This is a genomic window from Paraburkholderia sacchari, assembly GCF_000785435.2.
GTDB classification, from domain to species: domain Bacteria; phylum Pseudomonadota; class Gammaproteobacteria; order Burkholderiales; family Burkholderiaceae; genus Paraburkholderia; species Paraburkholderia sacchari.
In genome coordinates this window covers 204422-224994 of sequence record NZ_JTDB02000001.1, presented here as the reverse complement: position 1 = coordinate 224994, position 20573 = coordinate 204422, and the positions used below count along the sequence as shown (strand labels likewise).

Annotated in this window: 18 protein-coding genes; 8 read left to right on the top strand and 10 right to left on the bottom strand. The window is 67.6% G+C overall.

Annotation, left to right across the window (positions count from 1 at the left end; all coding sequences use genetic code 11):
• Positions 1 to 105: 105 nt before the first annotated feature.
• Positions 106 to 1086, bottom strand: coding sequence for a glycerophosphodiester phosphodiesterase family protein (locus NH14_RS00975; protein ID WP_035528163.1), 981 nt, complete (start codon positions 1084 to 1086; stop codon positions 106 to 108).
• A 211-nt stretch (positions 1087 to 1297) separates the two neighbouring features.
• Here NH14_RS00975 and NH14_RS00970 point away from each other — a divergent pair, with 211 nt between their 5' ends.
• Positions 1298 to 2902: a cache domain-containing protein gene (locus tag NH14_RS00970; protein ID WP_052148124.1), complete on the top strand. Its 1605-nt coding sequence runs from the start codon at positions 1298 to 1300 to the stop codon at positions 2900 to 2902.
• The gene (locus NH14_RS00965; protein ID WP_035528166.1) at positions 2899 to 3549 is read left to right on the top strand and encodes a response regulator; all 651 of its coding nucleotides are present in this window, start codon (positions 2899 to 2901) and stop codon (positions 3547 to 3549) included. The genes NH14_RS00970 and NH14_RS00965 overlap by 4 nt, the downstream gene beginning before the upstream one ends.
• Before the next feature lie 40 nt (positions 3550 to 3589).
• Here the strand turns inward: NH14_RS00965 and NH14_RS00960 are convergent, their stop codons facing one another.
• Positions 3590 to 4198, bottom strand: a complete 609-nt coding sequence (locus NH14_RS00960; protein WP_035528169.1) for an MlaC/ttg2D family ABC transporter substrate-binding protein — start codon at positions 4196 to 4198, stop codon at positions 3590 to 3592.
• A 244-nt stretch (positions 4199 to 4442) separates the two neighbouring features.
• Here NH14_RS00960 and hpnN point away from each other — a divergent pair, with 244 nt between their 5' ends.
• The 4 genes from hpnN to NH14_RS00940 all read left to right on the top strand — a co-directional run bounded on the left by hpnN (position 4443) and on the right by NH14_RS00940 (position 8912).
• Positions 4443 to 7073, top strand: a complete 2631-nt coding sequence (gene hpnN, locus NH14_RS00955; protein ID WP_035528172.1) for a hopanoid transporter HpnN — start codon at positions 4443 to 4445, stop codon at positions 7071 to 7073.
• Complete coding sequence (locus tag NH14_RS00950) at positions 7070 to 8206, top strand: MlaA family lipoprotein (RefSeq protein ID WP_035528175.1); 1137 nt, start codon at positions 7070 to 7072, stop codon at positions 8204 to 8206. The genes hpnN and NH14_RS00950 overlap by 4 nt, the downstream gene beginning before the upstream one ends.
• Positions 8207 to 8328: 122 nt before the next feature.
• Entirely contained in the window at positions 8329 to 8535 is a 207-nt protein-coding gene (locus tag NH14_RS00945) for a type II toxin-antitoxin system VapB family antitoxin (protein ID WP_035528178.1), read from the top strand.
• Complete coding sequence (locus NH14_RS00940; RefSeq protein WP_035528181.1) at positions 8532 to 8912, top strand: type II toxin-antitoxin system VapC family toxin; 381 nt, start codon at positions 8532 to 8534, stop codon at positions 8910 to 8912. Before NH14_RS00945 ends, NH14_RS00940 begins: the two co-directional genes overlap by 4 nt.
• 102 nt (positions 8913 to 9014) lie before the next feature.
• On the opposite strand, the gene NH14_RS00935 is transcribed toward NH14_RS00940, so the two are convergent.
• From NH14_RS00935 to NH14_RS00900, 8 genes are all read right to left on the bottom strand, one after another.
• Positions 9015 to 9500: an acyl-CoA thioesterase gene (locus NH14_RS00935; protein WP_035528184.1), complete on the bottom strand. Its 486-nt coding sequence runs from the start codon at positions 9498 to 9500 to the stop codon at positions 9015 to 9017.
• Between the two features lie 131 nt (positions 9501 to 9631).
• Complete coding sequence (locus tag NH14_RS00930; RefSeq protein WP_035528338.1) at positions 9632 to 10345, bottom strand: phosphorylase; 714 nt, start codon at positions 10343 to 10345, stop codon at positions 9632 to 9634.
• A gap of 59 nt (positions 10346 to 10404) precedes the next feature.
• Positions 10405 to 12423 carry a squalene--hopene cyclase gene (gene shc, locus NH14_RS00925; RefSeq protein WP_035528187.1) on the bottom strand — a complete coding sequence of 673 codons (2019 nt, stop codon included), beginning with the start codon at positions 12421 to 12423 and terminating at the stop codon, positions 10405 to 10407.
• On the bottom strand, positions 12423 to 13715 hold the full coding sequence (gene hpnE, locus NH14_RS00920) for a hydroxysqualene dehydroxylase HpnE (RefSeq protein WP_407947112.1): 1293 nt from the start codon (positions 13713 to 13715) through the stop codon (positions 12423 to 12425). The genes shc and hpnE overlap by 1 nt, the downstream gene beginning before the upstream one ends.
• 13 nt (positions 13716 to 13728) lie before the next feature.
• Entirely contained in the window at positions 13729 to 14580 is an 852-nt protein-coding gene (gene hpnD / locus NH14_RS00915) for a presqualene diphosphate synthase HpnD (protein ID WP_035528194.1), read from the bottom strand.
• 284 nt (positions 14581 to 14864) lie between these two features.
• On the bottom strand, positions 14865 to 15803 hold the full coding sequence (locus NH14_RS00910) for a GGDEF domain-containing protein (protein WP_035528342.1): 939 nt from the start codon (positions 15801 to 15803) through the stop codon (positions 14865 to 14867).
• 44 nt (positions 15804 to 15847) lie between these two features.
• Complete coding sequence (locus NH14_RS00905; protein ID WP_035528197.1) at positions 15848 to 16465, bottom strand: chemotaxis protein CheC; 618 nt, start codon at positions 16463 to 16465, stop codon at positions 15848 to 15850.
• Positions 16458 to 16826 (bottom strand): response regulator, encoded by a 369-nt coding sequence (locus NH14_RS00900; RefSeq protein ID WP_035528199.1) that lies wholly within the window; start codon positions 16824 to 16826, stop codon positions 16458 to 16460. The genes NH14_RS00905 and NH14_RS00900 overlap by 8 nt, the downstream gene beginning before the upstream one ends.
• A gap of 535 nt (positions 16827 to 17361) precedes the next feature.
• Here NH14_RS00900 and NH14_RS00895 point away from each other — a divergent pair.
• The gene (locus NH14_RS00895; RefSeq protein ID WP_035528202.1) at positions 17362 to 19725 is read left to right on the top strand and encodes a hybrid sensor histidine kinase/response regulator family protein; all 2364 of its coding nucleotides are present in this window, start codon (positions 17362 to 17364) and stop codon (positions 19723 to 19725) included.
• A 79-nt stretch (positions 19726 to 19804) separates the two neighbouring features.
• Entirely contained in the window at positions 19805 to 20560 is a 756-nt protein-coding gene (locus NH14_RS00890; RefSeq protein ID WP_052148125.1) for a hypothetical protein, read from the top strand.
• Positions 20561 to 20573: the final 13 nt, after the last annotated feature.

Below are 20573 nucleotides of genomic sequence, written 5' to 3'. Positions count from 1 at the left end.
GGCGCAATGCGCCAGGTGGTGGCGTAGTATTCGCCTTCGCACCGCGCGCCACAACCGGACAACTACGTAAGCAGTCTACGTATAACTACGTAGGGTAGTGCATCGTCAAGGACATGGGTAGCCGGCGCGCAAGGCCTCGCGCACCGGCGCCATCTGCCGTGGAGAGTCCGCCAGCACCGCGTCCACGCCCGCGCAGGCCGCCGCGCGGTAGTCGGCTTCGTTGTTGACGGCGATCGCCACGATATGCACGCCCGGGTTCGTGCGGAAGCACTGGACCGCCTCGGGCGACCAGAGCGTGGCGCCTGCCACCGTCGAACGCGCTTCGCCCAGCGTGAACTGCTCGACAAGATCGACCTGGCGGCGCCACTCGAAGCCAGTCCACGCATTCGCCGGCGGCGGCGCTTCGCAGCGATGCGCGAGCGCGGCCGTGGCAAGCCGCCCGCGCGTGGCGTCGCGCGACTCGAACAGGCGCGCGCGCGGCCACGCGGCAAACGCCTGCTGGTAGCTCGCATCGGTCGAATAGATCTGCACGCGCTCCCATGCGCCGGCCTGGTCGAGCACGTGCGCCACGGCAACCGCCTGCGGCTGCGCGGGCAAGGCCTTCATGTCGAGCATGACGGGCACGTCCGGCGGAATCGCCGCGAGCGCCTCCGCAAGCGTGGGAATGCCGACGGGCGCGCTGCGGTATGGGTAGACCTCACGGCCGGACGCGTCGAGCGTCTTGAACTGCCAGCCCGCGTTGATGCGCGCCAGCTCCGCGGCGCTCTTCGAAGCGACCGTGCCGCGCGCGTCGGTCAGCGCCGAGAGATCGGCGGGGCGGTAGAGCACCGGCACGCCATCGCTGCTCAATTGCACGGTGAGCCAGATGGCGTCGGCGCGATTCGCGAGCGCCGTGCGAATGGCGATCATCGTGTTCTCGGGCGCGTCGCCCGTGCCGCCGCGATGGGCGATCAGTTGCGGAACGGCGACCTCCGTGTGCGTGATCGTGCGGGCCTCGGAATCGCCGCCACAGGCGTTGAGCAACAGCGCGGCGCAGGCGGCGACGCTCGCGAGCAGAGGGCGGATCGGTGTGGTCTGTCGAGTCATGGTGCGTCAGGTTCAAGGTCGCTCGGAACAGGAAAACCCAAGGGAAACCGAGGGAAACCCAGGGAAACCCAGCCAGCGCGATAGGGCAGGAGCGGTGCTGCCCTCGTTCGCCGCCGCATCATCGCCCGTAGCACAATCTCGAAAAATTCAGGTGCGCCCCGCACTTCGTGCGCAGCCGTTATGCTTGCACACCTGGTATCCGAACGCCGCCATGCCCGCCCCATTTTTCTTCAACGACCGCCTGAAGACGAAGATCTTCCTGCTCGCGGTCGTGCCGTTTCTCGCCGCCATTGCCAGCATCGGCATCGGCGTGCGGCAGCAGGCGACCGCGCTCGCGCGCACGCAGCACGCCACGCTGCAAGCGGCGTATCTGTCGAGCAAGGAAGTCGAGCTGCGCCACTACGTCGAACTCGCGACGAGCGCCATCGCGCCGCTGTACGAAGCCAGCGAGAGCCGCGCCGCAGGAGCCGCAGAGGGCATTGCTGGCAGCGTCGCCGACCGCCAGCGCGCCGCGCTCGCCGTGTTGCAGAAGATGGACTTCGGCCCGGACGGCTATTTCTTCGTCTATGACATGCACGGCCGCTCGCTCATGCATCCGCGCGAGCCGGGCCTCGTCGGCCAGGATCTCTGGAATCTGCGCGACCCACAAGGCGCACTCACGATTCAGCAGCTCGTGACGGCGGCTTCGCACGGCGGCGGCTTCGTGCGCTACATGTGGCACCGGCCGTCGACGGGCAAGCTCGCGCCGAAGCTCGGCTATGTCGTCGCGCTGCCGCGCTGGGGCTGGATGGTCGGCACCGGCATCTATCTCGACGACGTCGAGTCCACGCTCGCGCGCGCCGACGAGCGCGCCTCGGCCAACATCGAGCGCACGCTGCAATGGCTCGGCATCATCGCGCTCGCGGGCGTGGGCGTGTTCGCGCTCGGCGCGCTCGTGCTCAACGTGAGCGAGTACCGCAGCACCGACGCGAAGCTCAAGCGCCTCGCGCAGCAAGTGGTGGAGTCGCAGGAGCAGGAGCGGGCGCGCCTCTCGCGCGAGCTGCACGACGGCATCAGCCAGATGCTGGTTTCCGCGAAGCTGCTGCTCGAGTCGGCGCTCGCGCGCTTCGAGCGCGGCGAGGCGCGCGTGCCCGCGGCGGAGGCGTCGCTCTCGACCGGTCTCGCGCGGCTTTCGGAGACGCTGCGCGAGGTGCGCCGCATCTCGCACGCGCTGCGCCCGGCGATGCTCGACGATCTCGGTCTCGCCGCCGCGCTCGAGCAGCTTACGCGCGAGCTGGCTGGCGAATCGGAGATGGAGATCGGCTTCACGCAATCAGGTGCGAGATCGGTCGCAAGATCGGGCGTGAAACCCGGTGCGTTGCCCGGTGCGTTGCCCGGCGCCGGGCATGGCGATGGCGGCGCGAATCAGGGCGCGAATCAGGGCACGAATCCAGGCACCAACGCGGGCGCCGCGCCCTTGCCCGACGCCGTGAACACGGTGCTGTTCCGCATCGCCCAGGAAGCGCTCACCAACATCGTGAAGCACGCAGGCGCGCGGCGCGCCGCGCTCACGCTCGATGTCGCGCCCAACGGCGTGACGCTCACCATCGCCGACAATGGCCGGGGTTTCGACGTCGCGCACGCGCTCGCCGATCCGCGCGCGGGCATGGGCCTGCGCAACATGCGCGAGCGGCTCGAACCGCTTGGCGGGCGGCTCTCGGTCAGCTCGAAGCCGGGCCACACCGTGGTCGACGCCTGGGTGCCGATCCACTCCGCTAGCGCGTCCTCCAAAGCACGCGGCCTCCAGGGCGACGCACAGAAAAGAAACACACCATGAACGAATCAGGCAAACCGGCGCGCCTCGTGCTCGTCGACGATCATCCGCTCGTGCGCGACGGCCTGCGGGCGCGCCTCGAAGCCGTGCCGGGCCTCGAAGTCGCGGGCGAGGCGGGCAACGCCGACGAGGCCATCGGGCTCGCCGCCGCGCTCGAGCCCGATCTCGCGCTGATGGACGTGGGCATGGCCGGCATGAATGGCATCGCGCTCGCGGGCATCTTTCACGAGCGCTTTCCGGCGATCCGCGTGCTGATGCTCTCGATGCACGACAACGTCGAATATGTGGCGCAAGCGGTGCGGGCGGGCGCGAGCGGCTATGTGCTCAAGGATTCGCCGGCCACCGAGATCGTGCGCGCAATCGAGGCCGTGCTGGCCGGGCAGACGTATTTCAGTGTGGGGCTGGGCGTGCGCATGCTGCAGGCATCGCTGAAGGAAACGCCCATCGAGCGCCTCACGCCGCGCGAACTCGACATTCTCGACGCGCTCGCCGAAGGCCTGTCGAGCAAGCAGATCGCGCAGCGCGCCGGGCTATCGGTGCGCACGGTGGAGACGCACCGGCTCAATCTCAAGCGCAAGCTCGACATCGAAGGCCAGGCAGAACTGATCAAATTCGCGGTGGAGAACCGCAGAAAGCGGGAAGGCGCCTGAGGGTATCTTCAGACGTACTTCCCGCGCAACGCGCGCCGCTTTAGCCGCGCGCGTTGTGATCGATGAGATATTTGATGAGACCGTCGATGCCGCCCTTGGCGATCTGGTCGGCGAACTGGGTCTGATAAACCTGGATGAGCCACGCACCCATCATGTTGATGTCGTAGATCTTCCAGCCGTTGGCGCTGCGCTCGAGGCGATAGTCGATGGCGTCGTCGCCGCCGTTGCTGATCACGTGCGACTGCACGACGGTGTCCTTCGCGCCCGCGCCCGTGTTGGACGGTACGAACTTGAAGGTGACCTGGGCGTCGCGCAGTTGCGAAAGCGACGATGCGTAGGTCTTCACGAGCAGGAGCTGAAATTGCTCATAGAGCTTTTGCTGCTGCTCCGGCGTGGCCGTGGTCCAGGCCTTGCCGATCGCGATGCGCGTGGTGCGCTGGAAGTCAGTGGCCGGCACGAAGTGGGTCTCGACCACGCTGGTGATCTTGTTCATGTCCCCACCGCGCGCCTGCGGGTCGGCTTGCATAGCCTTCACGGTGCCTTCCACCGCGCTCTTGACGACGGCGTCCGGCGAGGATTGCGCCAGGGCGGCGCCAGAGACGCCCGACAGGAAAGCGGCGGCGAGAAATGCGGTCAGATAGCGTTTCATACGTGTTCTTGAGCGTTCTTGAACAATGAATATCAGGCGCCGGCACGGCGGCCCGGAAAAGACCCGATCAAACGTCCGATCGACGTTGAACCGGCCTCATCAGGCCCGATGCCGCCCCGACCGACCCAGTATAACGGCTTTGGCGCACGGACTAGCGTGCGCAAGGCGCTCCGGGATGAGCGAGGCCGGTATACTTGAGCGCTTCTCATCAAGAACAGTCGAACGTCCAGGCCCCCTCGCCTCTATGCTGAAGCCATTCATCATCCACCTCGTCGCGTGGTCGGTTCGCCGCGCGGCGTGGGTCATCGCATTCGCGCTCGTTCTCGCCGCCGTGAGCGGCGTGTACGTCGTGAAGCATTTCAAGATCAACACGGACGTGAGCGGCCTCGTCGAGAACAAGGCCGAATGGGCCGCGCTCAGCGACGCCAAGGACAAGGCGTTCCCGCAGCACGGCTCGTCGCTGCTCGTGGTGGTCGAGGCGCAGGCGCCCGAACTCGCCGACGCCGCCGCCGATAAGCTCGCCAAAGCCCTCAAGCAGGATGCGCACGAATTCAGCGCCGTTTCGCAGCCCGCGGGCGGGCCGTTCTTCGAGCACAACGGGCTCTTGTTCCCGCCCACCCAGACCGTGCTCTCCACCACGGGCCAGCTCGTGCAGGCGCGCCCGCTCGTGAACCAGCTCGCGAAGGATCCGAGCCTCGCCGGGCTCGCCGGCACGCTCACGACCACGCTGCAACTGCCGCTCACGATCGGCCAGGTAAAGCTGCCGCAAATGGCGTCCCTGCTCGGCAGCGCCGCCAATGTGGTCGACCAGGTGCTCGCCGGCAAGCCCGCCGCGTTCTCGTGGCGCGCGCTCGTCGACAAGGATTCGGCCGCCAAGCCCGCGTTTGCCTTCGTCACGGTTCAGCCGGTGCTGAATTTCGCGGCGCTCAAGGCCGGCGCGAGCGCCTCGCAGGCGATCCGCGACACTGCCGCGCGCCTGCATCTGGACACCGAATACGGCGCGCGCGTGCGCCTGACCGGCGAGCAGCCGCTCGCCGACGAGGAGTTCGCCTCGGTGCAGGACGGCGCCGCGCTCAACGGCATCGTCACGGCCATCGTCGTGCTCGTGATCCTCTGGCTCGCGCTGCGCTCGGGCCGCCTGATCGGCGCGGTGCTCGTCACGCTCGTGATCGGCCTCGCCATCACGGCCGCGCTCGGGCTCATGATGATCGGCTCGCTCAACATGCTGTCGGTCGCGTTCATGGTGCTGTTCGTGGGCCTCGGGGTCGACTTCGGCGTGCAGTTCGGCGTGAAGTACCGCGAGGAGCGCTTCCAGGATGAACGCCTCGACGCCGCGCTGCTCAAGACCGCGCGCACCATCGGCGTGCCGCTCACGCTCGCGGCCATCGCCGTGGCCGAAAGCTTCTTTTCGTTCCTGCCGACCGCCTACAAGGGCCTCTCCGAACTCGGCCAGATCGCGGGCGTGGGCATGTTCGTCGCGTACATCGCGAACATGACGGTGTTCCCGGCGCTCATCCGCGTGTTCAACCCCAAGGGCGAGCGCGCCTCGCCGGGCTTCGCGTTCCTCGCACCGGTGGACACCTGGCTTGCCGAGCATCGCAAGCCGGTGCTGATCACCACGCTCATCGTGGTGCTGGGCGCGACGCCGCTGCTGCTGCATCTGCGCTTCGACTTCAATCCGCTGCATCTGAAAGACCCGCATACCGAGTCGATGGCCACGCTCATCGCGCTCAAGAACTCGCCGGTTATTTCGATCAACGATGTGAGCGCGCTCGCGCCCAATCTCGCGGAAGCGGACAAAATTGCGGCGAAGCTCGCGAAGCTGCCCGAAGTGAGCCGCGCCACCACGCTGAGCTCGCTGATCCCCGACGACCAGCAGCAAAAGCTCATGCTGATCGCGAGCGCCGCGCAGCAACTGCTGCCCGCGCTTACGCAACAGCCGTCCGCGCCCGTCACCGACGCCGTGCGCGTGGACACGCTCAAGCGCACCGCGCGCCAGCTCGCGCTCGCGGCCGGCGATCACCCGGGACCGGGCGCCGCCGAGGCCAAGCACCTCTCGGACAGTCTCCAGAAGCTCGCGAACGCCGACGCCGCCATGCGCGAGCGCGCCGAAACCGCCTTCAGCCTGCCGCTCAAGCTCGCCTTCGCGCAGCTCGCGCGCCTCTTGCAGCCTTCGCCCATCACGCGCGAGAACCTGCCGCGCACGATGGTCGACGACTGGATTTCGCCGGTCACGGGCCAGGCGATCGTGGATATCGCGCCGCGCGTGCCGGCCGGCGTCGACCCCAACGACGACACCATGCTCGCGCGCTTCGCGCATGCGGTGAAGCAAGCCGAGCCGAGCGCGATCGGCGGCCCGATCTCGATCCTGCATTCGGCCAACGTGATCATCCTCGCGTTCTTCCAGGCGGCGGGCTGGTCGGTGCTGCTCATCACGGCGCTGCTGTGGATCACGCTGCGCAACTTCAGCGACGTGCTGCGCACGCTGATTCCGCTGCTGGTGTCGGCGCTCGTGACGCTGGAGTTGTGCGTTGCGTTCGGCATCCAACTCAATTTCGCCAACATCATCGCGCTTCCCCTGATGCTGGGTGTGGGCGTCGCGTTCAAAATCTACTTCGTGATGGCGTGGCGCGCGGGGCAGACCGGCCTCTTGCAGTCGAGCCTCACGCACGCGGTGCTGTTCTCGGCCGCCACCACGGCTACGGCATTCGGCAGCTTGTGGCTTTCGCACCATCCGGGCACCTCGAGCATGGGCAAGCTGCTCGCGCTGTCGCTGTTTTGCACGCTGATCGGCGCGGTGGTGTTCCAGCCAGTGCTGATGGGCAAGCCGCGCGAGAAGCGCGCACGAGCGCAAATCCAGGGAATCGATCAATGAAGAAAAAAAAATCAACCGCGCTCACGATGGCGGCGGCGAGCCTGGTGCTCCTCGTGACGTCGGGCTGCGCCACGGGCCCCGACCGCAAGCCGGGCGACCCGTTCGAGCCCGCGAATCGCGCGATCTTCACGTTCAACGACAAACTCGACACTTACATCGCGCAGCCGATCGCGAAGGGCTATCAGAAGGTGACGCCGAAGCCGGTGCGCCAGGCGATCACGAACTTCTTCTCGAACCTCGGCGACGCGAGCAACTTCGCCAACAACCTGCTGCAACTGAAGATCACCGACGCCACCCAGGACCTCATGCGGATGGCGATCAATTCGACCTTCGGGCTGGGCGGCCTGATCGACTTCGCCACGCTCGCGGGGCTGCCGAAGCACCATCAGGACTTCGGCCTCACGCTCGGCCACTATGGCGTGCCGGCCGGCCCGTACCTCGTGCTGCCCCTGTTCGGGCCGAGCGACGTGCGCGACGGCATCGGCATGGGCGTGGACGTGAAGTTCAACGTCATCAACTACTTTCAGCCCGCAGTGCGCAACCCGTTCTACATCATGCAGTTCGTGAGCGCGCGCTCCGACCTGCTCGGCGCCACCGACCTGCTCAAGCAGGCCGCGCTCGACCCGTATTCGTTCGTGCGCGACGCGTACAGCCAGCAGCGTCAATCGCTGATTCGCGGCTCGCAGAGCAATAATGCGCCGCTGCCGAATTACGGCGATCCGGACGCGGAGGGGGCTGAAGGCGCCGAAGGTGCGGTGGGGGCTGCTGCTGGTGGGGCCGCCGGTGCCGCCGCCGGTGCTGCTGCTGGCGCTGCCGGGGCCGCTGGCGGATCGGGCAAACAGGGCAAGCCGGGCAACAACAATCTGCCGAATTACGAGGATCCGGGCGAGTCGGGCGGTTCGCCGGATGGCGCGGGTTCGGGCGCGAAGGGTGGATCGAGCGGGCCGGGGGCTTCGAACAACGGGCTGCCGAACTACGAAGATCCGGGCGAGTCGACGGGCGCCGCCGGCGCGGCGCCTGCAGCGGCCGCGAGCGGCGCGGCGGATGCCGCGCCTGCTGCTCCTCCTCAAGCGGCGTCGGCACCGGTGGCGGCCTCGGCCGCCGCGCCCGCACGGGCTGCTTCGGCGCCTTGAAACGCGCGGCATGTTTGCGATATCGCGACGCGTTCTCCAGGCTCCTGGCAATCCGATACCCAATCCGATACCCAATCCGATGCTAAAATTGATGCGAAATTGCATCAATTCAGGAGCTTGACATGAGAACGACGGTCACGATTGACGACGCACTGTACGAGCAGGCGCTCGAGCTTGCCGAGCCCGGCATGGACAAGGCCGAACTGTTCCGCGAAGCGATGCAGACTTTCGTGCGTGTCCAGGCTGCAAAGCGCCTTGCAGCGCTCGGGGGAGTGGCACCCGATATGCAGGAGATTCCTCGACGCCGTAGCGAGCCGAGCGCAGGGTGAACATCCTGATCGACACCTCAGTGTGGGTAGATCACTTCCGGCAGCGTAACGAGACCCTGGTTCGGCTCATCACGACCGATCAGGCACTGACACACTCGCTGGTCCTCCTCGAACTCGCATGCGGCACTCCGCCGGCGCCCCGTGCCCGCACCCTGCACGATATCTGCTTGCTACGTCGCGCAACGCAAGCTACACCGTCGGAGGTCATGCAATTCATCGAGACCGAGCAGCTTTACGGTCGAGGCTGCGGCAGCGTCGACCTCGCTTTGCTCGCCTCAGCCTTGATGACGCCAGGCGCAAGTCTTTGGACCCTGGATCGTCGCCTCGAAAAACTTGCGCACCAGTTCAACGTGGCGTTTCCGAAAGAGACGCACTGACAAGCCGATTCAGGCCCCGCCCCCCTCGCCATTGGCGCAGACACAAAAAAACCCGTCAGGTACCCACCTGCCGGGCTTTCTTTTCATACGGCGCAGCGCCGCTCAATGCACCGCTGAGTCCTCGTGCTCGGCCTCGCGCGCTGCTTCGTTCGCGGCCGCCAGCGCCGTCGCATCCGCCGCGTTCTGCACGGTCTGGCGGTAACGCTCGTACGCCTCGTCGGCGTAGCGGATCTGCTCGCGCCCGTGCGGCGTGGGCTTGCCGTCGGCGCCCAGGTTCACGAACACCATCTTTTCGATCGTCAGGATGCTCTTGCGCGTGACCTTGTTGCGCACTTCGCAGCGCAACGTGATCGAGGTGCGGCCAAAGTGCGTCGCCTTCATGCCCAGTTCGATGATGTCGCCCTGACGCGCCGAACTCACGAAGTTCACTTCCGAGATCAGCTTGGTCACGACGCGCTGATTGTCGAGCTGGCAAATCGCGTAGATCGCCGCTTCTTCGTCGATCCAGCGCAGCAGGCTGCCGCCGAACAGCGTGCCGTTGGGATTCAGGTCTTCAGGCTTGACCCATTTGCGGGTATGAAAATTCATGGCTGGTAACTCCCGATGCGCGTTCCGCCCCCAGATCAAAAAAAGCAAATCCAAGGGTTAACACCAATACGTTACCAGATATAGGGGTTTTCCCTTAGTTTTGCAATAGCCCGCGCCGCCAGGCGGCCGGATCAGCCAGGGAAAAACGCGCCAGAGGCAGTCAGCACACGCCGCGCCGCCGTGAGCGTCTTGCGCGCCGCGCCGGCGTCGGCGGCCACGCGCAGCAGGCCGCCCAGTTGCAGGGGATCGCGCGCGAGTTCGCGCAGTACCGGCAGAACGGCCGTGGAGCCGTCGTCGCGCAAGCCGGCCATCGCGGCCTTCGGCAGGCTGCGCCAGGCCGGATCCACCACCGCGCGGCAGACCGCGAACGGCAGGCCGCGTGCCGCCGCAGCCGCGGCAGCCAGATGCGACTCCATGTCGACAGCGAGCGCGCCGCCGCTCGACCGGTGCAGCGCCGCCTTGTCCGCCGCGCCGGTAAGCGGCGCGGCCACGGCGGCCTCCACGCCGCGCCGCATGGGCGCGGCCAGCGGCGAATCGAGCAGCGCCGCCGCCATGCGCTCGCTCCACGCCGCATCGCAGGCGATGCGGCCGAGCGGGCCATCCACGGCGTCGGCAATGATGAGCGTGCCCGGTTCGAGATCCGGCCCAAGGCCGCCCGCGGTGCCGAAGCTGATCACGCCCGCTGCGCCGCGATCGAGCGCCGCCGCGAGCGCGCGTTCGAGCAGGTCGGCGCGCGCGGCGTAGACCGCCGTAATGCCGTCGCCGCCTTTGCCCGCTGCGATGCTCGCCTCGAAGGCCATGCCGGTCACGGCGATCACGGGCAGCGCGCCTCGCGTGCTGTTCATGCTTTTCGTGCGTTGCACGCGCGCCGTGGGGGCCACTGATGCAGATTCCACCGCCATCGTCACAAACCGACCTTGACGTGCGTGGCGCCATCGCGCTTGAGGTTGCGGTAGCGCGCGAGCGCCCATAGCGGGAAGAACTTGCGGTAGCCGTGGTAGCGCAGATAGAACACGCGCGGAAAGCCCGTGGCCGTGAAGCGCGTTTCGTCCCAGAGGCCGTGCTCGCGCTGCGTGGCCTGCAGCCACGCCACGCCGCGCGCGACAGCAGGATGGTTCACCTCGCCGGCCGCCATCAGGCCGAGCAGCGCCCACGCCGTTTGCGACGCCGTACTCGGCGCGCGCTCGTAGCCCCGGTACTCGAGCTTGTAGCTGGTGCCGTCCTCGCCCCAGCCGCCATCGTCGTTCTGGATCGCAACAAGCCACTGCGCCGCGCGCTTCATGCGCGAATCGGTGTGCGCGAGGCCCGCGGCGTTCAGCGCACACAGCGCCGTCCACGTGCCGTAGATGTAGTTCATGCCCCACCGGCCATGCCAGCTGCCGTCGGCTTCCTGCTCGGCGAGGATGTAGTTGTAGGCGCGCTGCGCCGGCTCGCTCGTCGCGGGCAATTCGCCGAGTTGCGCGAGCATCGAGAGGCAGCGGCCCGAGACATCGGCCGTCGGCGGATCGAGCAGCGCGCCGTGATCCGAGAACGGAATGCTGTTTAGGTACTCGTGCGTGTTTTCCGGCTCGAACGCGCCCCAGCCGCCGTTGCCGCTCTGCATGCCGACCACCCATTCGCGTCCGCGTGCGATGGCCTCGTCATAGGCGCTCGTCTGGTCGATCTGGTCCACACGGCGCATCGCCGCCACCACCACAGCCGTATCGTCGACGTCGGGGTAGTGCGGGTTCGCGTACTGGAATGCCCAGCCGCCCGGGCGCGTGGCGGGGCGGCGCGAGATCCAGTCGCCACGCAGGTCGAGAATCTGCAGCGGGCGCAGCCATTCGAGGCCGCGCCGCGCCGCTTCGTGCGCGCGCGCGTCGCCTGTTTCGATGAGCGCATGCGCGGCGAGCGAGGTGTCCCACACGGGCGAGAGACACGGCTGGACATACGCTTCGTCGGCGTGGATCGTCACGAGCTTTTCGATCGACTGGCGCGCGATCGCGCGGTGCGGATGATCGGCCGGGTAGCCGAGCACCTCGTACATCATCACGGCATTGGCCATGGCCGGGAAGATCGCGCCGAGCCCGTCCTCGCCGTTCAGGCGTTCGTCGACGAACGCCACTGCCGCGTCGATCGCGCGCTGGCGCAGATAGTTCGGGAACAGCGGATCGGTGATGCGCAGCACGCCGTCCACGGCGCGGAAGAAACCGAACCAGCCTTTGCTCTGGTGCGGCGAGCGCTCGTTCAGGCCCGTGGTGACAGGCGCACCGCGGAACAGCTCGTCGATGCGCACGCCGCGCGGGTTCTTCGCGACTGGCCGCTTCGCGCCCAACACGAGCAGCGGCACGATCACCGTGCGCGCCCAGTACGAAACCTTCGTGAGATGGAACGGGAACCACTTCGGCAGCAGCATGATCTCGACCGGCATCATCGGCGTCGCGTACCAGCTGACCACGCCGTAAAGCGCGAGCAGAATGCGCGTGAACACGTTGGCCTTTTCCGCGCCGCCCGCCGCGAGAATCGCCTCGCGTGCGCGCACCATGTGATCGGCATCTTCTGCATCGCCGATCATCTTGAGTGCGAAATAAGCCTTGATGCTCGCGCTCACGTCCATCTCGCCTTCGGCGAACAGCGGCCAGCCGCCGCCGGGCAACTGGATGCGGCGCAGGTAGCGCGCGATCTTCGCTTCGAGTTCGAGGTTCGCCTCTTCGCCCAGGTAGTGCACGAGCAGCACGTATTCGGCGGGAATCGTGGCGTCGGCTTCGAGTTCGTAGACCCAATGGCCGTCGGCGCGCTGGTCGGCAAGAATCGCGTCGGTCGCGCGCGTGACGGCGGCGTCGAGCGCATCGATCACGGCAACGTCCGCGCCGGCGGCGGGCGCGGATGCGGCGAGCGCGTTCGCGAGGTCGTCGGCCGGTATGGCCTCTGAAAGATCGTTCATCAATACATCCTGGTCTCTAAAAGCAGGTCCGCGGCCTTGCGGCCCGAGCGGATTGCGCCTTCGATCGTGGCGGGCAGGCCGGTTGCAGTCCAGTCGCCAGCGAGCGTCAAGTTGGTCCAGCGGGTGCGCGCCGCCGGGCGGCGCAGCTCTTCTTGCGGCACGGCGGCAAAGCCCGCGCGGGCTTCGCGCGCGACCTGCCAGGCGGGCAGCGGCTGCGCCGGCAGCGACGCGGCTTGCGCCACATCGGCCCAGATACGCAGCGCGAGGTCTTCGGGCGCGAGTGCGTCGAGCGTATCGGACATGCCGAAGGCCTCGGCATCGTGAATCGTCGCCGAGATGCGGCCCGCGCCCGCGAACAGCCAGTCGGCCGTGCCGTTCACGAGCGCCATCGGCGTGGTCATGCCGGACGGCGGCTCCACGGCGAAGTGCGCCGTGACGACCGCCGTGTGGCGCTGCGGCGTCTGCAACGCGGGCACGAGCGCGGCGGCAGCGGGGGCCGGCACGGCCAGCACGACGGCTTCGTCCTCGCCCAGCGGGACGCGGCCACTCTCGAAATCGAGCGCGACGACGCAGCCTGCCGCGTCGTCGTACACGATCTCCTTTAACGGCGCATCGAGCCGAATCGCCGCGCCGCCATGCTGGAGCATGCGCAGCGCCGGATCGACGAACGCACTCGACAAGCCGTTGCGCGCCATCAGCGGCCGGAACGCCTCGCCGCCCGCGGACAGCACTTCGCGCAGCAGCGTGGCCGAGAGCTCGGCGCTGGCCTCCCGCGGCTCGACGTTGAGCGCAGCGAGAAAGAGCGGGCGCAGCAAGCGGTCCCAGAGCGGGCCGTCGCAGCGCATGGTCTGCGCCATCGTGCGGCCAGGCTTTGCGAACAGCAGCGGCAGCAGCGCGAGATAGTCCGACACCTTGGTGCCCGGCACGCGCGCCTGGGCGTCGCCGATCCAGAACGGCACGCGCGAGCGCGAAAAGCGCACGCTCCAGTGCGAGCGCGCCGCGAGGTCCATGAACGCGAAGGCCGGCTCGCTCGGGCCCGAGAGCTCGTCGGCGGCGCCGATCGTGCGCACGTAGTCGAGCGTGGCTTCATGGCCCGCCAGCACGAGATGATTGCCGCTATCGAGCGTGAGCGCGAGCGTACGGTCGTAGTACGAGCGGCATCGTCCACCGGCCTGTGAGGCGGCCTCGTGCAGCGCGACCTGGACCCCGTGGCGCTGGAGCCGGGTCGCTGCGGCGAGGCCCGCGAGCCCCGCGCCGATCACGTGGACGAGCCGGGGCGTTCGCATGCTCATAGGTAAGCCGACCCTAAAACAGCGCGTAGCGCGCGACGATCCACAAGAGCCGCGCGCGCGGCTTGACGATCCTGGTGCGCGGCAGATCGAAGCCGCGCTCGACAGTGCCCTCGAGCAGCACGCGGTACACGCCCGACATGATGCGCGGCGCCTTGACCTGCACGCGCGGCGTGCGGTCCATGATGGCGTCGGCTTCGGCGAAGTGGGCGAGCGCGCGTTGCACGAGCGTCGCGCAGACGCGCGGCAGCGACGGATCGGCGGCAATCTCGTGCGGATTCGACGTCGCGATGCCCTCGCGCGCGAGCAGCTCCCGCGGCAGGTAGCAGCGGTTGATGTCCGCGTCCTCGTCGATGTCGCGCAGGATGTTCGTCAGCTGCAAGGCGCGCCCGAGGTGATGCGAGAGCAGGCGGCCCGGCTCGTCCGCCATGCCGAAGATCTTCACCGAAAGGCGGCCCGCCGCGCTCGCCACGCGGTCGCAATAGAGGTCGAGCGTGGCTTCGTCGGGCGCGCAGATGTCCTCGGCGGCGTCCATGGCCATGCCGTCGATCATCGCGTGGAAGTCGTCGCGCGCGAGCCCGAACGTATGGATATGGCGCGTGAGGGCCGCGAGCGAGGCGCGCGGCGTGCCGGCGTAGCACGCGTCGATGTCGGCGCGCCATTGGTCGAGCCCCGCCGCGCGCTCGGCGCGCGGCAGGTCGCTGTCCGCGATGTCGTCGACAGCGCGGCAAAAGGCGTAGACCTGATACATGGCGTCGCGCTGCGCAGGCGGCAGAATCCGCATTGCCAGATAAAACGAACTGCCCGACGAAGCGGCGGCGGCGTCGGTTTGCTGTGTATCGTCCACGACGAGGTTGGAAACGGCCAAGACGATCTCCGCTGGGGGCGCCCCGGCGGGGCTTTTCAGATATTCGGGCCCGCCTGTAGCGGGTCGCCCGCGCGCGCGGACACGCGCGAGGCACCGGCCCTATCGGAACGCCGTTCGGGGTTCACGGCCGGAAACGGCCAAAAGTATAGCAATCTTTACCCGCCGCCGCAGGTCAGGGGCGGCGGGAAACGGGGCGGGAAACGGGGCGGGAAACGGGGCGGAAACACGGGACGGAAACGCGGGGCGATATCATGGAAGGTCCGGCCCCGCCCGGCCGCGAAAGCTCAGGGCATTGCCTCGCCACGCGCGACGGAGCGATTGCGCCCCTCGCGCTTGGCGCTATAGAGGGCCGCGTCGGCCTCGTTGATCATGGCTTCAGAACCGGTCGCGCCGGGCCGCGCGGCGGCGGCGCCCACGCTCGCCGTGACGGACACGAGCACGCCCTCCACCTCCACGGGCGCATCGCTGATCGTGTGACGAATCTTTTCGGCAACGCGCAGCGCGTCGCCAAGCGGCGTGCACGGCAGCAGCAGAGCGAACTCCTCGCCGCCGAAGCGCCCGAACACGTCCTGCTTGCGCACCACCTGGGCCACACGCTGCGCCATGGTGCGCAGTACGGTGTCGCCGGTAACGTGGCCGAATTCGTCGTTGATCTTCTTGAAATGGTCCAGATCGAACAGCAGCACCGACAGTTCGCCGCCGTAGCGCTGCCAGCGCGCGAATTCGTCGGCGAGCCGCGCCTCGAAATAGCGCCGGTTCGCGATGCCCGTGAGGCCGTCGCGGTCGGCGTATTCGCGCAGCTTCGCCACGGCGTCCTCGCGCTCGCGCTGCATGACGCTCACGTGCGTGACATCGGAAATGGTCACGCACACGGCGATCACCTCGCGCCCCTGCACGAGCGGCATGAAGGTGCAGTCCTGCTGCATGTAGTCCACACCGCCCGTAATGGGACGGTCGTGATCGAAGCGGAACAGCCAGGGCCGCTGCTCCCAGGAACTGAACGCGAAGCTGCCGAGCTGGAACACGCTCTCGACCTTGCGCGCGAGCCATGCGCGCGGCAACTCGGGAAAGCGCTCGAAGACGCAACGGCCGATCACGTCGGCCGGGGCCACGCCGCTGTGGTCCTGCATGAAGCGGTTCCACATCAGCACGTTCAGGTCTCGGTCGAGCACGAAGATGCCGAAGCCCACGCGCTCCACCACGAGATCGGAAAGCGACGGCATCGACGGCTCCACGGCACGGGCCGGGACAGACAGGTCGCGCGTATTCATAGGCTGAGCAGCAAGGCGTCGATGGCGCGGCTCACGCGATGGATCGATTCCTCGGCCATCAGCATGACGAGATGCGCGCGAAAACGCTGGTCTTCGAGCGCGAAATTGACTTCCACGAGCAGCGCGAGATCCCAGGCGAGCATGCCGGGCTGAAACACCTCGTCGAGCATGATGGCGAGGCCGAGCAGCCCCGGCTGCGAGAACACGGGCAGGCGCCCGAGCTGATCGAGCATCGACGAAACGCACGCGCCGCAGAGCACGTTCGCCACGTCGAAAATCAGCTCCTGCCCGGTGAGCGCGTCGCGCGCGGATGGCGGGCCGCCGATCAGTGCGCCCAGCTCGTCGATCTCGCCGCTGCGGCAGATCACGAGCGCCTCGCCCTTGATCTCGGAGCGAAAGCCCTGGCGCACCGCCGTGACCGGACCGTCGATGCCGGTCATCTCGCGCAGCGCGTGCGCGGCCTCGCTCACGGCGACCACGCGCACGCGCGGCACCGAGAGTTCGATGAATGCGTCGAGGAGCCCCGACAGGCGCGTCGCGGCCTGACCCATGCCGAGATTGGCGATCTCCTGGAGCGCGTCGCGCTGTATTTCCGTGAACACTTGATCAGACATACAACCCGTACTCCCTGAGGATGGGCAGCAGCGTCTTCTGCGTAACCGGCTTCGGCACGAACGCCATCGCGCCGAGCGCGAGCGCGCGCTCCTGGGCGCGCGGCTGCACATCGGCGGAAACCACGATCACGAATGTGTTCAGGTCCTCATGCTGCATCGCTTCGAGCACCTGGAAGCCCGTCATGCCGGGCATCGTGAGGTCGAGAAACATGACCGGCGCACGCCCGGCCCGGTACAGCGCCAAGGCTTCCTGTCCGTTCGACGCGTAGGTAATCTCGACATCCCAGTCCTCGGGCAGCGCCTTCGTGAGCACCTTGCGGGCGAGCAGCGAATCGTCGGCGATCACGATGGGCAAAGACATGGATATGCGAAATGAGTGGGCGTTGAACGGACTGCGTTAAAGCGTATTAACGGCCGCGCGCGCGAGTTCTTTAGCGAGTGTGAGATATTTATGCGTATCGCATGGAATGCGCGGACGCGAAGCGCCCCGAAAAACACCGCATATTGCGCGGCATGCAATGGCCGCGCACTTGCATGGCGCTAATCGTGGCCGCGATTCTCGAAGCAAATCGAACCAAATGCAACTCGCCGATAATCATTAGACGAACAAAAACCACCCGTTTTTGGACTATTAGAGAAATAAATAATCCGGCTTTGCATTAAAGGCCCGCGATTGTCCTTTTGTGTACGTTTGCGCTACGTGAAATGTCGCGCAATCACCGGGACCGGTGAGTCCAGCCTGCCGACGTTCGCGCACGTTTCGCAACGTTTCGCGCACATCCCGCGCGCCTCGCGGCGGCGCGCGAGGCGAACAGGCTAACCGAAGCACAAGCCCGGTCGTTTATCATGTTGGAAGCCATGTCCCAAGCTCCTCCGCAGCCTTCAGCCTTAGCTCTATGAATCCCGACCGGCCCGCAGGGCCCGACGACCGCACGCCGCCACCGCGCGCCGAAGAAGCGCCGTTCCCGGCTGCGCCCAGCCATGACTTCACGGTGCGCCGCCGCACGCTGATCGCGCTGCTGATTGCCGCGATCGTGCTGCCCTGCGTCTACGTCGCCACGATGGCGTGGAATGACCTGCGCACGCGCGAGGCCGACGCCACAGACATCACGCTGCGCACCGTGCGCGTAGCCGAAGAACACGCGCTCAAAGTGTTCGACATGAACGATGCGCTCGACGCGCGCATCGTGGACGGCGTGGAAGATCTCGACGACAACGGCATCCGCGCGAACGAAGCGCAGATCCACGAGAAGCTCGACACCATCGGCGGCGGCTATCCGCAGGTGGCCGCCGTGTCGATCTTCGGCCGCGACGGCGAATTGCTCGCGAGCAGCCGCTTCTCGCCGCCGCCGCCGGTCTCGATCGCCGCGCGCGAGGACTTCGTGGGCATCCGCGCCGGCCGCATGCTCGACCACGTTTCGCGGGTCATGCAGGGCCAGGTGAGCGGCGAAACGGTGTTCAACACCGGCATCGCGCGCCACGACGCCACGGGCGCGTTCGCCGGACTGGTGTCGGTCGCGCTGCGGCCCGGCTACTTCGACAAGTTCTACAACGAGTTGCTCGGCGACGACTCGCCAATGGCGCTCGGCCTCGTGCGCAGTGACGGCGCCGTTCTCGCGTTCGAGCCGCCGCCCGGCGTGCGCGCGGTCCGCGCCAGGGGAACGACCGGCGCGGCGAGCGGCGCGCCTAAGGCTGCCAGCGCGGCCGCATTCAACGGCGCTGGCGGCACGGGCATGCCGGCCATTGTCGCGCCCAGTTCGCCCTTCGCCGCCGCGCTCGCGCACAACCAGGAATCGGGTGTCGTGCGCATGCATTCGCCGCTGATCGGCGACAACGCGATCGTGGCGTTCCGGCGCGTGGGCGCGTATCCGGTCTATGTCGCCTGTTTCTATCGCACCTCGGCGATCTGGTCCGCGTGGTACCGGCACCTGAGCGTGCTGATCATCTCGATGTTCATGCCGTCGATCGCGCTGTGGTGCGTGATCTGGCTCTCGCTGCGCCGCCTCGCCGCCGAGGAGGAAGCCTGGGAGCGCTGGCAGGCCGAAGCGGCAATGCGCCGCTCGATCGAATCGGCCTACCGGCAGTCGCGCAAGATGGAAGCGCTCGGCAATCTCGTGGGCAGCGTTGCGCACGACTTCAACAATCTGCTGATGATCGTCTCGACCAACGTGCAGATCGCGCGACGGCGAGGCGTGACGGGCTTCGAGCGCGAACTGTCGGCCGTCGAGCGCGCGCTCAAGAGCGGACAATCGCTCACGCGCCAGCTGCTCGGCGTCGCACGCAAGCAGCCGCTGCGCAACGAGACGATTGCCGTCGGCCGCTGGCTGCCCGCGTCGCGCGAACTGCTGCGCGCCTCGCTCGGCGCGAAGGTCGCGCTCGTCATGGACGTGGACGAGGCCGTGTGGACCGTGCTCGTGGACGTCGCCGAATTCGAGCTTGCGCTCATCAATCTCGCGGTCAATGCGCGCGACGCCATGCCCAACGGCGGACGCTTCACCGTGCGGGCACGTAATATTGCGTTCCGGCCCGGCGAGGGCTTCCCGCTCGACGGCGAATTCGTGCACGTCTCGCTGGAGGACACGGGGGTGGGCATGCCGCCCGACGTGCTCGCGCGCGCCTTCGAGCCGCTCTACACCACCAAGCCCAAGGGCATGGGCACGGGCCTCGGGCTGCCGCAGGTGTTCGCATTCTGCGAGCGCTCGGGCGGGCTCGCCGCGATCGACAGTGCGATTGGCGCTGGCACCTCGGTGCATCTCTATCTGCCGCGCGCGAGCGCCGCGCCGGCCGCGCTGCGCGAAACCGAGCAGCGCGAACACAGCGCGAATCCGCCGCAAGGGCTGCGCGTGCTGCTCGTCGAGGACAACGACGAAGTCGCGGCGGGCACCGAGGCGCTACTGCAGATGATGGGCCATCACGTGACCTGCGCGAACGACGCGGCGAACGCGCTGGAATTCGTGGATGCGGCCCGCGCCGCGCCCACGAGCGACGACGATGCGCCGCGCTTCGACCTCGTGCTCTCCGACATCCACATGCCGGGCACGATGAACGGCATCGATCTCGCTGAGGCGTTGCGGGCACGCGAGCCGGGGCTGCCGGTGATTCTCGTCACCGGTTACGCGGAAGAGCTCGAGCGCACGCGCGGCGTGGATGTGCGCGTGCTCTCGAAGCCCTTCGACATCGCCTTGCTGGAGAAGATGCTGGAAGCCATCCAGCTCGACCGCCAGACGCGCACGCGGCGGGAACGGGACGCGACGCTGTAGGTCGGAATAGATATACCCGGCACGCGGATTGCGTTATGGGTCGTACGGCACGTGGAAACGGCTATAGGAGGATCAAGCCATGAAACAGACCGTGACCGGTCTCTTCGAGACCTACGACAAAGCGCGGCATGCGCAGGAAGCGCTGCTGCAATGCGGATTTCTTGCCAGCGACATCGAATTGCCCGTACACGAGTCGGGCGTGCTGGCCGGCATCGAGCGGCTCGTGGCGAGCTTCTTCTCCTCGACTGGAGACGGGCGCTCGAACCCCGGCGCCGCGCCCGAGCCCGTCACGCCATCGGGCAATGTGCTGATCGGCGTGCGCGTCGCCGACGAAGCCCACGCGGACCTCGCCAGCAACACGCTGCGCGGCAACGATGCACTCGAAGTCGCCGTGCGCGGCGGTAACTGGACTTGGGCCACGACGGACGCCGAGCCGGTCGCGCGCGAGCACTCCGCGCTCGACGAACTCGGCCTTGCGAATCTGGCCGAGGCGATGCGCCGCCGCCTGGAGCAGGGAGCCGGCGCAGAAGCAAGCGACGTTCAACCTGGCGGCGCTGGCGACGCGACGCATGCGGCGACCGACACCGCAGCGCAGCCGTCACGGCCGGTGAACGATGCGGAAGCCACCGTGCTCGCATCGGCAAGCGCGCCGGGCGCCGGTGCGGTGATGGGCGCGCCGGCCGCCCCCGCCCCCCCGCGGGAGACGCAACCCGCGGAGGCCACCGCGCCACGCATTCCCGACGAGTTCATCGAGTACGAAGAGGACTCGCACGACCACCGTGCGTCCGATGCGCCGGATCGGCCCGTGACCGGCCAGCCTCCAACACTGCATTGACGGTGCTATCGAT

What these genes read in the sequence shown, in the direction of transcription:
- NH14_RS00975 (WP_035528163.1), bottom strand. Translation starts at nt 1,086, where the DNA reads ATGACTCGACAGACCACACCGATCCGCCCTCTGCTCGCGAGCGTCGCC.
- NH14_RS00970 (WP_052148124.1), top strand. Translation starts at nt 1,298, where the DNA reads ATGCCCGCCCCATTTTTCTTCAACGACCGCCTGAAGACGAAGATCTTC.
- NH14_RS00965 (WP_035528166.1), top strand. Translation starts at nt 2,899, where the DNA reads ATGAACGAATCAGGCAAACCGGCGCGCCTCGTGCTCGTCGACGATCAT.
- NH14_RS00960 (WP_035528169.1), bottom strand. Translation starts at nt 4,198, where the DNA reads ATGAAACGCTATCTGACCGCATTTCTCGCCGCCGCTTTCCTGTCGGGC.
- hpnN (WP_035528172.1), top strand. Translation starts at nt 4,443, where the DNA reads ATGCTGAAGCCATTCATCATCCACCTCGTCGCGTGGTCGGTTCGCCGC.
- NH14_RS00950 (WP_035528175.1), top strand. Translation starts at nt 7,070, where the DNA reads ATGAAGAAAAAAAAATCAACCGCGCTCACGATGGCGGCGGCGAGCCTG.
- NH14_RS00945 (WP_035528178.1), top strand. Translation starts at nt 8,329, where the DNA reads ATGAGAACGACGGTCACGATTGACGACGCACTGTACGAGCAGGCGCTC.
- NH14_RS00935 (WP_035528184.1), bottom strand. Translation starts at nt 9,500, where the DNA reads ATGAATTTTCATACCCGCAAATGGGTCAAGCCTGAAGACCTGAATCCC.
- NH14_RS00930 (WP_035528338.1), bottom strand. Translation starts at nt 10,345, where the DNA reads ATGAACAGCACGCGAGGCGCGCTGCCCGTGATCGCCGTGACCGGCATG.
- shc (WP_035528187.1), bottom strand. Translation starts at nt 12,423, where the DNA reads ATGAACGATCTTTCAGAGGCCATACCGGCCGACGACCTCGCGAACGCG.
- hpnE (WP_407947112.1), bottom strand. Translation starts at nt 13,715, where the DNA reads ATGAGCATGCGAACGCCCCGGCTCGTCCACGTGATCGGCGCGGGGCTC.
- NH14_RS00910 (WP_035528342.1), bottom strand. Translation starts at nt 15,803, where the DNA reads ATGCCGTCGCTTTCCGATCTCGTGGTGGAGCGCGTGGGCTTCGGCATC.
- NH14_RS00905 (WP_035528197.1), bottom strand. Translation starts at nt 16,465, where the DNA reads ATGTCTGATCAAGTGTTCACGGAAATACAGCGCGACGCGCTCCAGGAG.
- NH14_RS00900 (WP_035528199.1), bottom strand. Translation starts at nt 16,826, where the DNA reads ATGTCTTTGCCCATCGTGATCGCCGACGATTCGCTGCTCGCCCGCAAG.
- NH14_RS00895 (WP_035528202.1), top strand. Translation starts at nt 17,362, where the DNA reads ATGAATCCCGACCGGCCCGCAGGGCCCGACGACCGCACGCCGCCACCG.
- NH14_RS00890 (WP_052148125.1), top strand. Translation starts at nt 19,805, where the DNA reads ATGAAACAGACCGTGACCGGTCTCTTCGAGACCTACGACAAAGCGCGG.